The sequence below is a fragment of the Providencia sp. PROV073 genome (assembly GCF_033688125.1).
GTDB lineage: Bacteria > Pseudomonadota > Gammaproteobacteria > Enterobacterales > Enterobacteriaceae > Providencia > Providencia hangzhouensis.
The window spans coordinates 4,320,315-4,335,663 of the sequence record NZ_CP096353.1 but is presented as its reverse complement, the minus strand read 5'-3'; the positions used below and the strand labels follow the sequence as shown (position 1 = coordinate 4,335,663).

Sequence of the window (15,349 nt, the reverse complement as noted above, 5' to 3'; positions counted from 1 at the left end):
TTAACATTTAGTAGGTGGTTGTTTAGCTCTTGTTTAAATGACTACGGTATGTATCAAGTACCACTGCAACGATAATTACGGCTCCTGTTATAAAGCGTTTTGTGGGCTCGCTTGCACCAACTTGTGCCAACCCAGCAGCCAGAACGGAAATAATCAATGCTCCAAGAAAAGTACATATAATTGAACCTCTTCCTCCCATCAAGCTTGTACCGCCTATCACAACAGCAGCAATAACCTGTAGTTCCATTCCAACACCACTATTTGGGTCAGCGGCCTCAAGGCGCGCCACTTGGAACAGTGAGGCCAAACCAGATAATCCTCCCATAAGTGCAAACACAGCGATCTTATAAGGCCCGGGATTAATGCCTGATAATCGGACCGCTTCTTCATTCGTACCAATACCAATCAAATGACGGCCAAACACAGTTCGAGTTAAAACTAAATGCCCGACTATAATGACTACTATGGCAATAATAAAAGAAGGGGATACTCCGAGGAAAACCGGGTCGGCAATATAATCATAAATAGAACCAATATAGGCCGTTCTAGAGTCAGTCAACTGATAGGCTACTCCTCGAGCCATTTCCAACATTCCGAGAGAGACGATAAATGCGGGAATACGCCAAGCAACCGTAATGAAGCCCGTTAGTGATCCAACTAGTGTTGCGAGCATTACACCAGAAAGAGCTGCTAGCCATGGGGGCCATTGGAAATTTAAATACGTTACGCTTACCACAGCTGCTGCAAGAGCCAACAACGATCCAACGGAAAGATCTATACCTGCAATAATTAATATGAATGTCATCCCAACAGACATAACAATTAGGTCAGGGATTTGATTCGCAATAGTACTAAAGGTATTCATGCTTAAAAAGTGTGTGCTAAGGCATGAAAATAGCACTATCATCGCCAATAACGCGCCGATTAATCCGATGTAGCTATTTAACTCTTTCAATGATGTATAAGGGGTTTCTTTTGTTGTTGCCGCTTGTTTAGTCGATAATTTGTTATTCATTTTTTATCCTCGGCTATTCGCTAGAAGTATTTTCTACATGCTGATATGCAGAAAATGCTGCTGCTAAAATTTGCTCCTGACTCCAGTCACCACGTGAAAAGGTATTCACTAGTTTGCCATCTGAAATTACTGCAATACGGTCGCAAATGAGCATGAGTTCGCGTAAATCACTGGAAACGACAACAATGCCTTTTTCCTTAGCCGTCAACGCATTCAGTAACTGGTAAATATCTTGTTTTGCACCAATATCTATACCTCGAGTGGGCTCATCAAATAAAATAATCTGACAATCTCTTTCTAACCATCGGCTAATTAATACTTTTTGCTGATTACCTCCTGATAAACTCTTTACAGGCTGCGAAGGATTTGTCGCGCGGATGCCTAAGTTTTTAATATATTTATTTGCTAAATTGGTTTCATCAAGTGAGCTAACGATTGATAGAAAGCTTGTTTTATCGCTATTACCCAAGGAGATATTTGCTGCTATAGATTGTGGTAATAAAAGGCCTTCGCCTTTACGATCTTCTGTAACCAATGCGATACCGTGCTTAATTGCATCCTTAGGAGATCGTATTACTACGGTTTTTAACGGATCACCAACCTGTAATGTGCCGCTGTCGATTTTATCAGCACCGAAAATAGCGCGTAAAAGTTCTGTTCGTCCAGAACCTACTAGACCGCTAATACCTAATATTTCACCACTGTGTAGCGTGAACGATGTATCTTGAATAATTCTTCCACGCTTAAAGTTTTTCACTTTCAAGATCGGATGACCGACCTGGTGCTGATTTAAATTAAATGAACTTTTTAAATCACGTCCGACCATCAGTGAAACTAGCTGATCACTGTTATAGCGTTTAATATCATCCACACAGACTAGGTGGCCATTCCGTAGTACTGCAATATCATCAGCAATTACCGCTAATTCATCTAATCGATGGGAGATATAAATCAATGAAACACCTCGGGCTTTAAACAACATTATCTGTTTAAATAGTAATTCAACCTCACGGTTACTGAGCATTGCTGTAGGTTCATCAAGAATAAGAACTCGGCTTTCACCAATTAAGTTTCTTGCGATTTCAATCATCTGTTGATGGCCAATGCCTAATTTACCAACAAGTGTATTAGGATCGATCGATTGCAATCCAACCATGGCCATCACGGGTTGAGCTACTTCGTTTAACTTTTTCCGATCAATCCAACCAAATCGGTGAGGAAGCTGTTCGAGAAACAGATTTTCTGCTACCGATAGCGTGGGCAGTAAATTGAGTTCCTGCATCACCATGCGGATACCCAATTTTTCAGCATCTTTCCTGCTGTTAGGCGTGTAAGGTTTTCCCTGATAAATAATTTGTCCAGAGGTTGCGCTGGTTAGTCCTCCAATTATTTTGGCTAAGGTACTTTTTCCGGCGCCATTTTCCCCAGTCAGAGCCAATACTTTTCCTGAATATAATGCTAGTGTCACATCCACTAAGACAGGTTCACTATAGGTTTTACTTATTCCGTGTATTGCGAGGATCTCTTGCCTATTTTTCATATCCTGACCTTATCGGGTAAGCTGCTCTGATATCCGAAAGGTGCGATACCAAAGCAATGAACCATGATTAACCTATTGTTTAATAATAAGTTTTATTGGGGTCTCAATATTGCTGGATAAATCACTTTGTTTTTTACCATTTTTGAGCGCATCAAGTGCGGCATCAATGCCAAATACAGCTTGCTGGGAAGCGAATTGATCTGCTGTTGCTAATACTCGGCCACCATTCAACATCGGCTTAATTGCTTCGATATTGTCATAACCTACCACCAGAACCTGTCCTTTTTTTCCAGCTGAACGAATTGCAGAAACTGCACCTAATGCCATGTTATCGTTATTTGCTAACAGTGCTTTGATATCGGGATATTCACTCAGCATTGCAGCGGCTACCACATTAGCGTTGTTTATTTCCCATTGACCGGATTGAATAGAAACCACTTTCATTCCGCCCTCAGCCATTGCTTGCTGGAATCCCTGAGTGCGTTGTTGAGAGTTACGGGAGGTTGGAATGCCTTCAATAATACCTACTTGATCACCTTGTTTAAGGTGCTTTACTAAATAATCACCAATATCTTTAGCTCCTTTTTGATTATCAGGACCAACAAAAGGAATATTTAGATTTTTATCTTTGAGTACACCTTCATCAAATTTATTATCAATATTAATAACGATTATTCCTGCATCAATTGCTTTCTTAACTACAGGTAGGATTGCTTTAGAATCAGATGGTGCAATGATGATAGCATCCACTTTAGATACAATCATTTGCTCTACAATCTGGATTTGATTTGCCGTATCCGTTTCGTTCTTTATTCCATTAGATATCAAATCAAACTTATCTATATTTTTTTTCTGATAATCTTTTGCTCCTGTCTCCATTGTCAGAAAAAACTCGTTTGCCAATGATTTCATGACTAGGGCAATTTTTGGTTTATGCGTCTGCGTATCGGCGGCAAATGCAGGTATGATGAAGAAGGAGGAAAGTGCTATTCCGACAGTTGCACCGATAATGCGATAAAACATTTTATTTTTCATTTGGTTATTCCTATAGGCTTAGGGGACTGAATAATTCTCTAAACAATTGCTGCTTACGGTGATAAACGAGCGAGTTACTGGGCATGTTTGATGCGCCTTTACGTTCAACTTTCAACGATGCAAACGCAGAAGCATACTGCGCTGCATTGACGAGCTCTTTACCGTTAGCAATGTATGCAGCTAGTGCTCCAGTAAAAGCATCGGCAGCTCCACTGGTATCGACAACAGCTGATTTATAGGCAGGAATATGGGTATAAACTTTGCCATCAAAGATTAGGCAACCTTGATTACCTAACGTGATAATGACGGATTTTGCACCTTGAATATGAATGCTTTTGGCTGCGTTTTTTGCCGAATTAATATCGTCAATAACTACCCCAGATAATGCTTCGGCTTCAATTTTATTTGGTGTAATAATATCTATTAAATGCAATATTTCTTTGATTTCTGGAACATAAGGGGCTGGGTTCAATACAACAATAGCTTTCCCAAGTTTTGCCTGCATTATTGCATAACGAGTTATAGGGAAATTGTTTTCTAGCTGAGTCAAAAATACTCTGCAATTACGAATGATATCAATATCTAATAAAATGTCCTCTTCGGTAAATGTTTCGTTGGCACCAAGAGTGACACTGATCATATTGTCACCAGTAGCATCAGAAACCCATACGATTGCTATTCCAGTTGGTGACATTTCATTTATAAGAAAAGAAAATGATGAAATCTCAGTCTTTGTTAAATACCTCTTGGCTTTTTTTGAAAACTCATCTGAGCCTAATTTAACCGTTAAGTGAACGTTATTATTAATTTTAGCCGCAGCGATAGCTTGGTTTGTCCCCTTTCCTCCGGCATAAAAATGTGTTGCAGAAGCCCGTATGGTTTGACCAATCTGGGGTAGTGCTGTTATTTCAGAGACAATATCAACATTAAACGAACCTAGGATGTAAACACTTTCATTAATATAGCTGTTTTGTGTAGTTCGATTTGAATTTGGTGCAATATCCTTGCCGCTTTTAAAGCCGTTTAATATCGTTTCTGTAAACGATTGTTCAAATAAGGATTCGTCATCTGGTGTGTTTTTTAATTGTACGCCACCATGAAACAATGAGAATAGTGTACTTTGGCATAGCTCATTTAAGTCATTACGAATAGTTCGAGTAGTTACCGATAATTCTTTAGCTAATTCGCTAACATAAGCTTTTTTATCAGTTATCAACTTAATTCGAATAGCTTTTTGTCGTTCTTGTTTTTTCATAAATACTCACCTCCAAGTTTTATAATATTAAATTAATGCTAATGTTTATTGAGTGACGTTCAAAAATAAACACATAAATTGGAATTTTTTTTTCCGATTTGGGTAATTAGTTAAATGTTCAGGAAGCTCGAATAAAAATCTAGTGTCAACGGATTACAATCTATAGTTATAATCCGTAATCTATACACTCTCCTTGCATTTGTTACAAATAACAAATAAGTCAGTTTTTCAGGGTGTTTCATACTAAAAGGTAATTACGATGCCGCCTATGAATTTATCAAACGAGTATTAAAATTTTCCACTACTGAGTGACAGCTAAAATATTCAGCATTGATAAATGTGTCTATTACAGTAATGTGATTTTCCACTTAATTAAATCGTAATAGCATAAAATGATTAAAAATCAAATGCATCAGTAACTATTCATTCAATCCTGTAACTCTGGCCAGTTACTTTTAATTACTAATTAGGCTAATATGAAATTCAATAATTCTGCAAATTCTAATTTTAAAGCAAGTAGTTTTGGTATTTTTTTTGATTTTTTGCATCCTGTTCAAAATTTTAAATCCGATAATAATTAAAAAGCAATTCTTTTATATCGATTATAGTATTACTAAGAACAAAAAATTATTTCTTTCTCATAGGCTAATTCGATAAATATTAAGAGTCAGTTATCAATAGAGAGTTTAATATGAATATTCTTATTATTTCAGGAAGTCCAAATTCGAAATCACTTTCATCTGCCTTACTTGATTATATTCAGCAATGGCTTGGTGAATATAATGTATTGATTGAACGGGTTAGTGTGAATGAATTTGATTCAAGTGTGTTATTAAAAGCAGAATATCAACATTCTCAAATAGAATTATTTATTAAAAAAGTTAATAGAGCAGATGGTGTCATTATAGCTTCCCCCGTTTACCAATCATCGTATAGTGGTGTGTTAAAGTCATTAATTGACTTATTACCACAAGGTTCATTTGCTAATAAAAGAGTATTGCCAATTATGTCTGGAGGCAGTGAATGTCATCAATTAGCATTGGATTATGCTTTTAAACCCTTATTGATGGCATTAAAAGCTGAAGAAATTATGATTGGAATTTATATTAGTAATAAACATTCAAAGTATTCTGAGCAATCTCAGAAATATATTTTTAATGATGAGATCATTGGTAGAGTAAATAATACTTTACGTTTTTTTATCGCTCACTAAATAAAACTAGGAATTATATATTACAAGCTGAACTATACTCGATTGTTGGATTGGGGGAATAAAAATGAGCTATCAACGTAATTTATTTTTGAGTTGGCTAGTGCCTTTAGCCTTACTTATGATTTGGCAATTTTCCGTAAATTCAGGCTGGGTATCAAACCGTATATTACCAGAACCACTTCAAGTAATGAATGCGGGGTGGAGGTTAATAAAAAGTGGTGAGTTATGGGAAAATATGGTTGTCAGCACATTACGTGCCTCTATCGGTTTTATTATTGGCGGCTCGATAGGGCTTATTTTAGGACTAATTACAGGGCTATCCCGATTAGGTGAAACTTTATTAGATAGTTCGATACAAATGATCCGCAATATACCACATTTGGCACTTATCCCTTTAGTTATTTTATGGTTTGGTATTGATGAGAAAGCTAAAATATTTCTCGTCTCATTAGGTACTTTTTTCCCTATTTATTTAAATACATTACATGGCATTAGACATATTGACCGCGGTTTGATTGAGATGGCAAAAAGCTATGGACTAAATGGATATCAACTATTCCATCACGTTATTTTTCCAGGGGCACTGCCATCAATATTGGTTGGTATCCGTTTTTCTCTTGGGCTGATGTGGCTAACATTGATTGTTGCTGAAACCATTTCTGCAAATGCAGGGATCGGATATTTAGCAATGAATGCGCGCGAGTTCCTCAGAACTGACATTGTAGTATTTACCATCATTGTTTATGCCTTACTGGGTAAAATAGCAGATTGGTCGACCTATTTATTAGAAGTTGTACTTTTGCGTTGGCATCCTACTTGGCAGAAAAAAAAGGTTCCAGCATGATGATAAATCAACCTCTTAGAAATGAAGGCATTACAGTTAATGTTAACCAGATTACTCAACAGTTTGGTGCTCATGAAGTACTTAAATCCCTTAGCTTTACAATTCCTGCAGGGCAATTTGTCGCCATTGTTGGGCACAGTGGCTGTGGTAAGAGTTCCTTATTACGCCTAATAGCTAATTTAGATTTTCCCTCGTCAGGGGAAATCACGAGCGAAACACTATCACTAGCTCATTTTTATAATAATACACGCATGATGTTCCAAGAGCCGCGATTACTACCATGGAAAAAAGTTATCGAGAATGTAGAGCTTGGACTTAAAGGAAAATGGCGTAATGAGGCACTTGAAGCGCTAGATGCCGTTGGACTGCTTGATAAAGCTAATGAATGGCCTGCAACATTATCTGGTGGACAGAAACAGCGTGTCGCATTAGCAAGAGCACTTATTCATCGTCCTCGTTTACTATTACTTGACGAGCCTTTAGGTGCACTTGATGCATTAACTCGAATAGAAATGCAGCAGTTGATCATTAAGCTATGGCAAGAATACAAATTTACCGTTGTGCTTGTAACACACGATGTGCATGAAGCTGTGTTTACCTCTGAACGAGTATTGATGTTAAAGGATGGCGGGCTGTATTTTGATTTACAAGTAAATGAAGATTATCCCAGAACACTGACTAACTCTAGGTTGATTGAACTTGAATCGAAGGTATTGAGTGCACTTACAGAGTTTTAGAGGTATTAAAAATAATTTCTGATTGTTATCAATTGAATAGGGATTAAACATGACAGCACAGCAAGAACTACAGATATTTTGGTTTTTACCGACGCATGGAGACGGGCGCTATTTAGGCACTCAGAAAGGTGCTCGTCCCGTGACATTACCTTATTTGCAGCAAATTGCTATCGCAGTGGATAGTTTAGGTTTCCATGGTGTGCTGATCCCAACAGGTAAAAGCTGCGAAGATTCGTGGTTAATTGCTGCAGCATTGGTTTCAGTGACCAAACAATTACGTTTTTTAGTGGCGGTTAGACCAGGTCTTCAACCTCCTTCACTAGCTGCTCGCATGTCCTCTACTTTGGATAGACTATCAGATGGACGATTATTGGTAAATGTGGTTACAGGAGGTGATCCGATAGAAAATAGAGGTGATGGGATTTTTTTAAATCATGAAGAGCGATATAAAGTGACAAAGGAATTCCTTGAAGTTTATAAACGGTTGATCCGTGGAGAGCAGCAAGTTAATTATCAAGGAGAACATATAAATGTTGAAAATGCAGGATTGCTATTTCCACCAGTACAACCATTAGGTCCTCCATTGTATTTTGGTGGCTCATCGCCAGCTGCGTTAGCGGTTGCAGCAGAACATATTAATACATATTTGTCATGGGGCGAACCAATTGCTGATGTAACTGAAAAAATTACAGCTGTGCGGAAACTAGCAGATGAAAAGGGTAACCAATTGGAGTTTGGAATTCGCTTACATGTGATAGTGCGAGAAACAGAGCAAGAGGCTATTGATGCGGCGAATAAGCTGATTTCACATCTTGATGATGAAGTGATTGCTCAAGCTCAATCTATTTTTTCGCGTATGGATTCAATGGGGCAGAAGCGTATGCAAGCACTCCATAATGGCTCTAAAGATAGCTTATTTATTGCACCTAATTTATGGGCCGGTATTGGTTTAGTTCGAGGCGGAGCCGGAACGGCTTTAGTTGGTTCACCTGAGCAAGTTGCAGAACGAATTAGGGGATATCAAGCCGTGGGTATTAGTAAGTTTATTTTTTCAGGTTATCCGCATTTAGAGGAAGCACACCGGTTTGCAGAGTTAGTAATGCCGTTATTACAAGGACTAAAAGAGTTCTCTTTCTCTAGTTCATGTATTAATACTGGGCCATTTGGTGAAACAATTGCTAATGATTCAAGGCCAAAATAAGTGAGTGAAAACTATTTGAGGTAATTAATCCTATCAGGAGTCTTACTATGAAAAAGTTAATACTATTTGCTTCATTATTACTGATTTTCATCTACCCCAACTTTATTTTTGCAGAAGCGAAAAAAATTAATATTGGGTATCAAAAATCCAATATTTTTGCAATATTAAAATATCGAGGTTCGTTAGAAAACGAATTTAAAAAATATGATGTTAATATTAATTGGATTGAATTTCCCGCAGGACCGCAAATGTTAGAAGGGTTAAATCTAGGAAGTATTGATTTAGCCGCGACGGGAGATGCACCACCTATTTTTGCTCAAGCAGCACAAGCTGATTTTGTCTATTTAGGTCATTCACCGGCTAATCCCAAATCAGAGGCAATTATTGTTCCTGAAAATTCATCAATTAAGTCTATCAATGATTTAAAGGGAAAACGGATCGCATTAAATAAAGGTTCTGATGTGAATTATTTACTTTTGGCCGCATTGCAACATGCGGGGCTTAATTACAGTGATATTATCCCAGTTTATTTACAACCATCAGATGCGAGAGCAGCCTTTGAGAAAGGGGCAACTGATGCATGGGCGATTTGGGATCCTTTTTTAGCTGAAGTTGAAACTAACTTGTCAGTCCGTCAAATTGTTAATGGTGAAAATTTAGTTCCTCATTACACCTTTTTCCTTGCTAGCCGTAACTTTGCTGAAAAAAAAATTAAATATGTTGAAGTAATTATTGAGCAACTAATACAACAAAGTGAATGGGTTAATACACATCCTCAAGAAACCTCAGAAGTCTTATCAGTGTCAACAGGGCTAAGCAAAGATATATGGTTAAAAGCATTACAACGCGCAAATTATGGGTTTATTCATATGAGTGATGATTCGTTTGCGAAGCAACAAAAAATTGCAGATATTTTTGTAAAAGCACGTCTAATTCCTGAACCTGTTGATGTTAAAAAAGCACAATGGATAATTAAGGTAAATTAATTTTTTAATAAAAATATTTAAATCTAATAATTGATAAAGTTTTATATAAAGTCGCCAGCTTAATACGAGAATATTTAACACGGTTTTTCGTATAATCAGATGTTTTACTACTTAATGTTATATCATTTGCCGCTTTCTAGTAGATGAAATTGTCTCCTGCGATAAAAACTTAAGTGGCTGAGTTTTATTAATATTGACGAATATTTACTCTGTCATTTTATTGGTAATAATATATTGGAGGTGGAGAAATGCAGGGAATAAAACGTAGAATTGTATTTATAACGATTTATGAAGTTATTGGCTGGTTTATTTCAGCATTGGCACTGGCTTTTCTTTCTGGTAATTCAGCAGGAACTACAGGGCCATTAGCCTTAGTAATAACTACTATTGCCGTTAGTTGGAATTTTATTTTCAATACCGCATTTGAATATTGGGAATCGAAACAAAAATCACGTATTAGAACATTTAGACGCCGTTTTGTTCACGCTATACTTTTTCAAATAACACTAGTTGCTTTCTTAATTCCTTTAATTGCATGGTGGCTGTCAATTAGTCTTTTACAAGCATTAATATTCGATTTTGCCTTAATTATTTTTATCCCAATTTATACTTTCTTTTTTAATTTGGCTTTTGATAAAATCTTTGGTTTACCAAAATCAGCATTGCCGCAGGAAAATAAAATGACATGATAACGTCAAGGTTGTGTTTCCTTCTATTTGTTACCGAAGGAAACATTGATAATAGGGTACTCTTGTAAATAAGGAAATAGATTTAAACGTTTTTATCCTATTCTAGGTTGCAGATCAAATACTCTATTTACCAGATATACTTTTTCAGAAGGCTGGCCATAATAAAAATGGCCAGCTGACTTTTGCGAACGCTAATATCGCTTAAACCCTTTTGAGTGTTACATGGCTTTTTCCTAATGTGGAATAAACGATACGTTTTAAAAGAGGGTTATTTGTAAGTCTTTATCTTTTATTCTTTGTTCACATATTCCTCATTCTTATAAGTTTTTCTTTTTAATTATTTCCCGTAATTGATGCTATCTGTCAGCCTCTTCTTATCATAAATTTAATGAGGAAATGTGGATGACACGTTCATGGCAGGTAACAAAATCACAATTTACGACGGCATTGCTATTGCTGTTAGCAACAGGGGCTTGGGCGAAAAATATTCAATTGCTGAATGTGTCTTATGATCCGACTCGTGAGTTTTATCAGCAATATAATCAGGAGTTCAGTAATTATTGGAAAAAGAAAACGGGCGATACCGTTACCGTTCGGCAATCTCATGGTGGCTCAGGTAAGCAAGCCATATCAGTGGTGAATGGATTAGAAGCCGATGTTGTTACCTTAGCTTTAGCCTATGATGTTGATGCTATAGCACAAAGTGGCCGTATAGATAAAAATTGGATAAAAAAGCTACCCGATAATTCAGCTCCTTATACATCGACTATCGTCTTTCTCGTTCGTAAAGATAACCCGAAAAATATCAAAGATTGGGACGACTTAGTCCGCAAAGACGTTTCCGTGGTGACACCCAACCCGAAAACCTCCGGCGGAGCACGTTGGAATTACTTAGCAGCATGGGGCTATGCGTTAGATAAAAATCAGCAAGACCCTGAAAAAGCGAAACAATTCGTTAAACAGCTCTATAAAAATGTGGAAGTACTCGATTCGGGGGCTCGCGGCGCAACCAATAGTTTTGTTGAACGCGGTATAGGTGATGTATTAATTGCTTGGGAGAATGAGGCTTTACTCGCTATCAATGAGTTAGGGGAAAGTGGGCAGTTTGAGATAGTGACGCCAAGTATTTCGATTCTTGCTGAGCCAACTGTCGCTGTTGTTGATAAAACTGTCGATAAACGTGACCGCAGGGCAGTTGCCGAAGCTTACCTAGAGCACCTCTATTCAGTTGAAGGGCAGGAAATTGCAGCGAAAAACTACTATCGTCCACGAAATGTGGAAGTGGCTCAAAAATATCAGCAGCAGTTTCCTGAGCTTAAGTTACTGACGGTAGATGAAAGTTTCGGGGGGTGGCAAGCGGCACAAGCAACTCATTTTGCGAATGGGGGGGTGTTCGACGAAATCATCCAACGCTAATACTCTTCATATTTCGCACTGTAGCGTTGTTGGCTACGTTCGCTAACCCTAGTCACATACTGGTGTATGCTTCTAGGGATTAGCTTTTCTTGCCGCCTAGCTACAGCACGAACTATTTTGAGTATTATCTGAGATGTAAACTAGGGCTAATTATTGCCACTGGTATTTGACACCTAACTGGCCAAGATAAAATGTTTGACGGTTGTTGCCACCTGAGGTGATACCTGCATTTTTTGGGTTTTCCCAAGTACTAGGTTCAACCGCGAAGCCGCCCCATAGTGTTAGTTTTGGTGTTAAGTTATAAAAAACTTGTGTCCCGACACGGTAGCCGTCTTTAACTTTCTGGGTAGTGCGTTTGTTACTATCATAGTTATGTTCATTTAAATAATAACGAAAATAAGGCATTACGCTCCAGTCCTGGTTTAACGTGATAGGAAAATAACCGCGAATTTGGTTTTGTTCCCATGTCTTATTAAAGTCTTTATCCCATGTCCAATCGGTGTATAGATAGACTTTGGCGGTTGCAGAGTCGTTGACCTTATAAACAAGTCCGTGTTCGGATTCCCACTCATAACTATTGGGGGCATGGAAATTATCGTAATGGTAAACCGCATCCCAAAAGTTAAATGCCCACTTATCATTGAAATTGTATGTCCCGCTAGGCATTAACCAAAACATAGTATTCGATGGCCGTGCCTGTGTGCCCGGTGCGGAGTCATTTGATTCCTTACGATAGGTGACATTCAAATTGAACTGACCAATATCGCTCGCATACATTTTCCGAGTAGCGCCAATTTGCGTACGATTACGAATAAAAGAATCTTTGGATGTTGAGAAATTGTGGTTGTAGCTTCTTAATGATTCCTTATGTTCTAGAAAAAAGCTCCATTTTGATTCAGGATTCGCTAAAAATAGTTGGCCAACCATCGTGGTTTTGTCGTAGACCTTACGACCGCTGGTATTATGGTGTCCTTCAAATTTTTCGAGTTCCATATAGACGTTGGAAGAAACGCGCCAGTAATCATTATTGACCTGATCAGCTGCGAAAACGGATGTTGTCAATCCTGTGAGAGTAACAAAAAGTAAACCATTCAGTGAAGTTTTCATTTTAACCCTTTAATTTTTATGTATATTTTGTTTTTTATGCCTTAGTTCAAGGCGTTAGTGTCTGGCCTTTATACCGTGGGGTATAAAGGCTAAATCATTGTTAATAATTAATAGGTTGTGTAATTAATTGATTGTGGAGTAGGTTTCACCATGACCATAAGGGAACAGCACTTTGTTACCTTGTGGGTTTTTAATATTAACGGGTAGCAACCCTTGAGGTGGGTTTAGCGGCTGGCCGTGAGTGTTAGCAAATAATGTCCGTAAACCGCTGCGAATATTGGTTTCTAACGAATTGCGGTTATTATTGGTGATATCAAATCCGGTAATACCGTAGATGGCAATATTTGCGTTTACATTGTTTAGGTATGCGATGTCATAGGGGTTACGTGAAGAGATAACAACAATAGGGGTTTTAAGTTGGTTTGCAGCATCAATGATAAGCTGAGCATTCGTTGGCGTATCCTTTAAATTGTAGGTCGTCAGTAATACCAAATCTTGGTTTTGAACCAGTTTTTTTGCTTCATCTTGAGTTAGCGTATTTTCATTCAATTTAACGACACTTTCGCCTGTAATAATAGCAACCCCCGTTTCCTGTGCGATATCATTTAACTGTTTTTGAATTAAGGTATTGCGTGGCTTTTCATCAGAAATAATGAAAATTCGATTCAGCGGTTTTAATTGATAGGGCAGCACATTCTCATTTTTAATTAATGTGATAGCCTGTTCAGAAACCATATTTTCAATATCTTTATGGCCTTTTGATGCGACGACTTGTTCTGCTTTCACTAAGTCTATTGGTTGTGCTGTAATTTCTTGCTGAAGCTTTTTCAGCACTACACGTTTTGCGGATTCATCAATACGTTTTTTCAGTTCTGGGTTTTTCTCTGCTTGTGTTTCTAAATAGCGGTACATGTTATCTAAACGAGAAACCGCTTGGGAGTCCCACATTTTAATTGGCATAAGAATAATATCTGAGCCAGCGAGTAACGAGGTTTCTACCGCCCAATTAATATCGAAGTTGTCAGCAATAGCCCCCATGTCCATGGCATCTGTCACTATCAAGCCGTCATAGTTGAGCTCATCGCGTAAAATACCATGCAAAATAGGTTTGGAAAGCGTCGCTGGGGTGCCAACTTGTTTACCTGCAAGTGTGGTGATCTTATCGTCATCCAGTGCTGGTACAATGATATGTGCGGTCATGACGGCATCAGCACCATGAGATAACGCGTATTTGAATGGGACGAGTTCAGTGTCTCGCCATGTTTTCGCGTCGGAATTAACAACGGGTAAATCAACATGGGAGTCAGCAGAGACATTTCCATGACCCGGGAAATGTTTAAGTGACGTCAATAAATTATATTTATGAATGCCTTGAATATAGCTGGTGGCCAGAGAGCCAACTAAATTTTTATCATCTGAGTATGAGCGTACCCCAATAACTGGGTTATTTTGGTTGTTATTAACATCAACAACTGGGCCAAAATTGATATTAAAACCAAGACTGGATAGCTCATATCCGTGGATCATCCCTGTTAGCTCTGCAAGGGCTGGGTTACGTGCTGCGCCTAATGCCATATTTCCGGGCATTTCGGTGCCTACGCGTAAGCGGGTGACATAACCCCCTTCTTGGTCGGTACCAATAAATAGTGGAAGATTACTGCGGGAAGATTGAAGTTTATTAATTAACTCCACAGTTTGTGGTGTATCAATCAGATTTTCTCTAAATAGGATCACCGAACCGAGGTGGTACTGATTGATAACCTTAGAAACTTCATCATTCATAACGAGAAAAGGAGCGGGTTCTCCATGGCTGTCTTTATTCCAATATCTGAAATCTAACATGAAGAGCTGACCAATTTTCTCAGCCTCGGACATATTATTTACTATTTCTTGTGCAGACTTTTGTTTGTCTTGCCATAATTCATTCAATTGGGCTTGTGTTATTGGGTTAGCCATTGAAAATGCACTGAAAATACAAGCACTAAGTAAAGTGAATTTCTTCATTTTTCATTTTCCCTAAGTTATTTTTCAAAAAATAATAAGTGGCTGGATATATTTATGATGTGAGAGTGCTCACAGTTGATAGTATTCTCTCTTTCAGAGTAAGAGGAATAGAGTACAAATAGATAGAGAAGGAGTCTTTATTTATTTCATTGATATTAAACGGTAAATTATCAAGAATAATTGATTTTAACCTAGAATAATTTCAACTTGATATTATTTTGTTATGTGATGTAAGTATAAATTATAATTAAATGGTATTTAAATCGACGATAGAGCGTAAAAAATTAATGTTTTCACTAATTATTTG

Annotated in this window: 13 protein-coding genes; 7 read left to right on the top strand and 6 right to left on the bottom strand. The window is 37.7% G+C overall.

Annotation, left to right across the window (positions count from 1 at the left end; all coding sequences use genetic code 11):
• Window positions 1–22: 22 nt before the first annotated feature.
• From M1F17_RS19960 to M1F17_RS19945, 4 genes are all read right to left on the bottom strand, one after another.
• Complete coding sequence (locus tag M1F17_RS19960) at window positions 23–1,015, bottom strand: ABC transporter permease (RefSeq protein ID WP_172767499.1); 993 nt, start codon at window positions 1,013–1,015, stop codon at window positions 23–25.
• 13 nt (window positions 1,016–1,028) lie between these two features.
• Complete coding sequence (locus M1F17_RS19955) at window positions 1,029–2,555, bottom strand: sugar ABC transporter ATP-binding protein (protein ID WP_318837124.1); 1,527 nt, start codon at window positions 2,553–2,555, stop codon at window positions 1,029–1,031.
• Window positions 2,556–2,627: 72 nt separating this feature from the next.
• Window positions 2,628–3,590: a sugar ABC transporter substrate-binding protein gene (locus M1F17_RS19950; protein ID WP_318837123.1), complete on the bottom strand. Its 963-nt coding sequence runs from the start codon at window positions 3,588–3,590 to the stop codon at window positions 2,628–2,630.
• A 10-nt stretch (window positions 3,591–3,600) separates the two neighbouring features.
• Complete coding sequence (locus M1F17_RS19945; protein ID WP_004265251.1) at window positions 3,601–4,845, bottom strand: PfkB family carbohydrate kinase; 1,245 nt, start codon at window positions 4,843–4,845, stop codon at window positions 3,601–3,603.
• A gap of 691 nt (window positions 4,846–5,536) precedes the next feature.
• Between M1F17_RS19945 and ssuE the strand changes: the two genes are divergently transcribed.
• From ssuE to M1F17_RS19910, 7 genes are all read left to right on the top strand, one after another.
• On the top strand, window positions 5,537–6,058 hold the full coding sequence (ssuE, locus tag M1F17_RS19940; protein WP_004265252.1) for an NADPH-dependent FMN reductase: 522 nt from the start codon (window positions 5,537–5,539) through the stop codon (window positions 6,056–6,058).
• A 64-nt stretch (window positions 6,059–6,122) separates the two neighbouring features.
• Window positions 6,123–6,902, top strand: a complete 780-nt coding sequence (gene ssuC / locus M1F17_RS19935; protein WP_004265254.1) for an aliphatic sulfonate ABC transporter permease SsuC — start codon at window positions 6,123–6,125, stop codon at window positions 6,900–6,902.
• Window positions 6,903–6,904: 2 nt separating this feature from the next.
• On the top strand, window positions 6,905–7,639 hold the full coding sequence (locus M1F17_RS19930; RefSeq protein WP_413242991.1) for an ATP-binding cassette domain-containing protein: 735 nt from the start codon (window positions 6,905–6,907) through the stop codon (window positions 7,637–7,639).
• A 49-nt stretch (window positions 7,640–7,688) separates the two neighbouring features.
• On the top strand, window positions 7,689–8,840 hold the full coding sequence (gene ssuD / locus M1F17_RS19925) for an FMNH2-dependent alkanesulfonate monooxygenase (protein WP_004265268.1): 1,152 nt from the start codon (window positions 7,689–7,691) through the stop codon (window positions 8,838–8,840).
• Window positions 8,841–8,887: 47 nt separating this feature from the next.
• Window positions 8,888–9,826 carry a sulfonate ABC transporter substrate-binding protein gene (locus tag M1F17_RS19920; protein WP_094961890.1) on the top strand — a complete coding sequence of 313 codons (939 nt, stop codon included), beginning with the start codon at window positions 8,888–8,890 and terminating at the stop codon, window positions 9,824–9,826.
• Between the two features lie 248 nt (window positions 9,827–10,074).
• Window positions 10,075–10,515: a PACE efflux transporter gene (locus M1F17_RS19915; RefSeq protein WP_004265273.1), complete on the top strand. Its 441-nt coding sequence runs from the start codon at window positions 10,075–10,077 to the stop codon at window positions 10,513–10,515.
• 402 nt (window positions 10,516–10,917) lie between these two features.
• On the top strand, window positions 10,918–11,931 hold the full coding sequence (locus M1F17_RS19910) for a sulfate ABC transporter substrate-binding protein (RefSeq protein WP_180312207.1): 1,014 nt from the start codon (window positions 10,918–10,920) through the stop codon (window positions 11,929–11,931).
• Window positions 11,932–12,081: 150 nt separating this feature from the next.
• Here the strand turns inward: M1F17_RS19910 and M1F17_RS19905 are convergent, their stop codons facing one another.
• Both M1F17_RS19905 and M1F17_RS19900 read right to left on the bottom strand, forming a co-directional pair.
• Window positions 12,082–13,038, bottom strand: a complete 957-nt coding sequence (locus tag M1F17_RS19905) for an OmpG family monomeric porin (protein ID WP_004265276.1) — start codon at window positions 13,036–13,038, stop codon at window positions 12,082–12,084.
• A 123-nt stretch (window positions 13,039–13,161) separates the two neighbouring features.
• On the bottom strand, window positions 13,162–15,042 hold the full coding sequence (locus tag M1F17_RS19900) for a glycoside hydrolase family 3 protein (protein WP_096863596.1): 1,881 nt from the start codon (window positions 15,040–15,042) through the stop codon (window positions 13,162–13,164).
• Window positions 15,043–15,349: the final 307 nt, after the last annotated feature.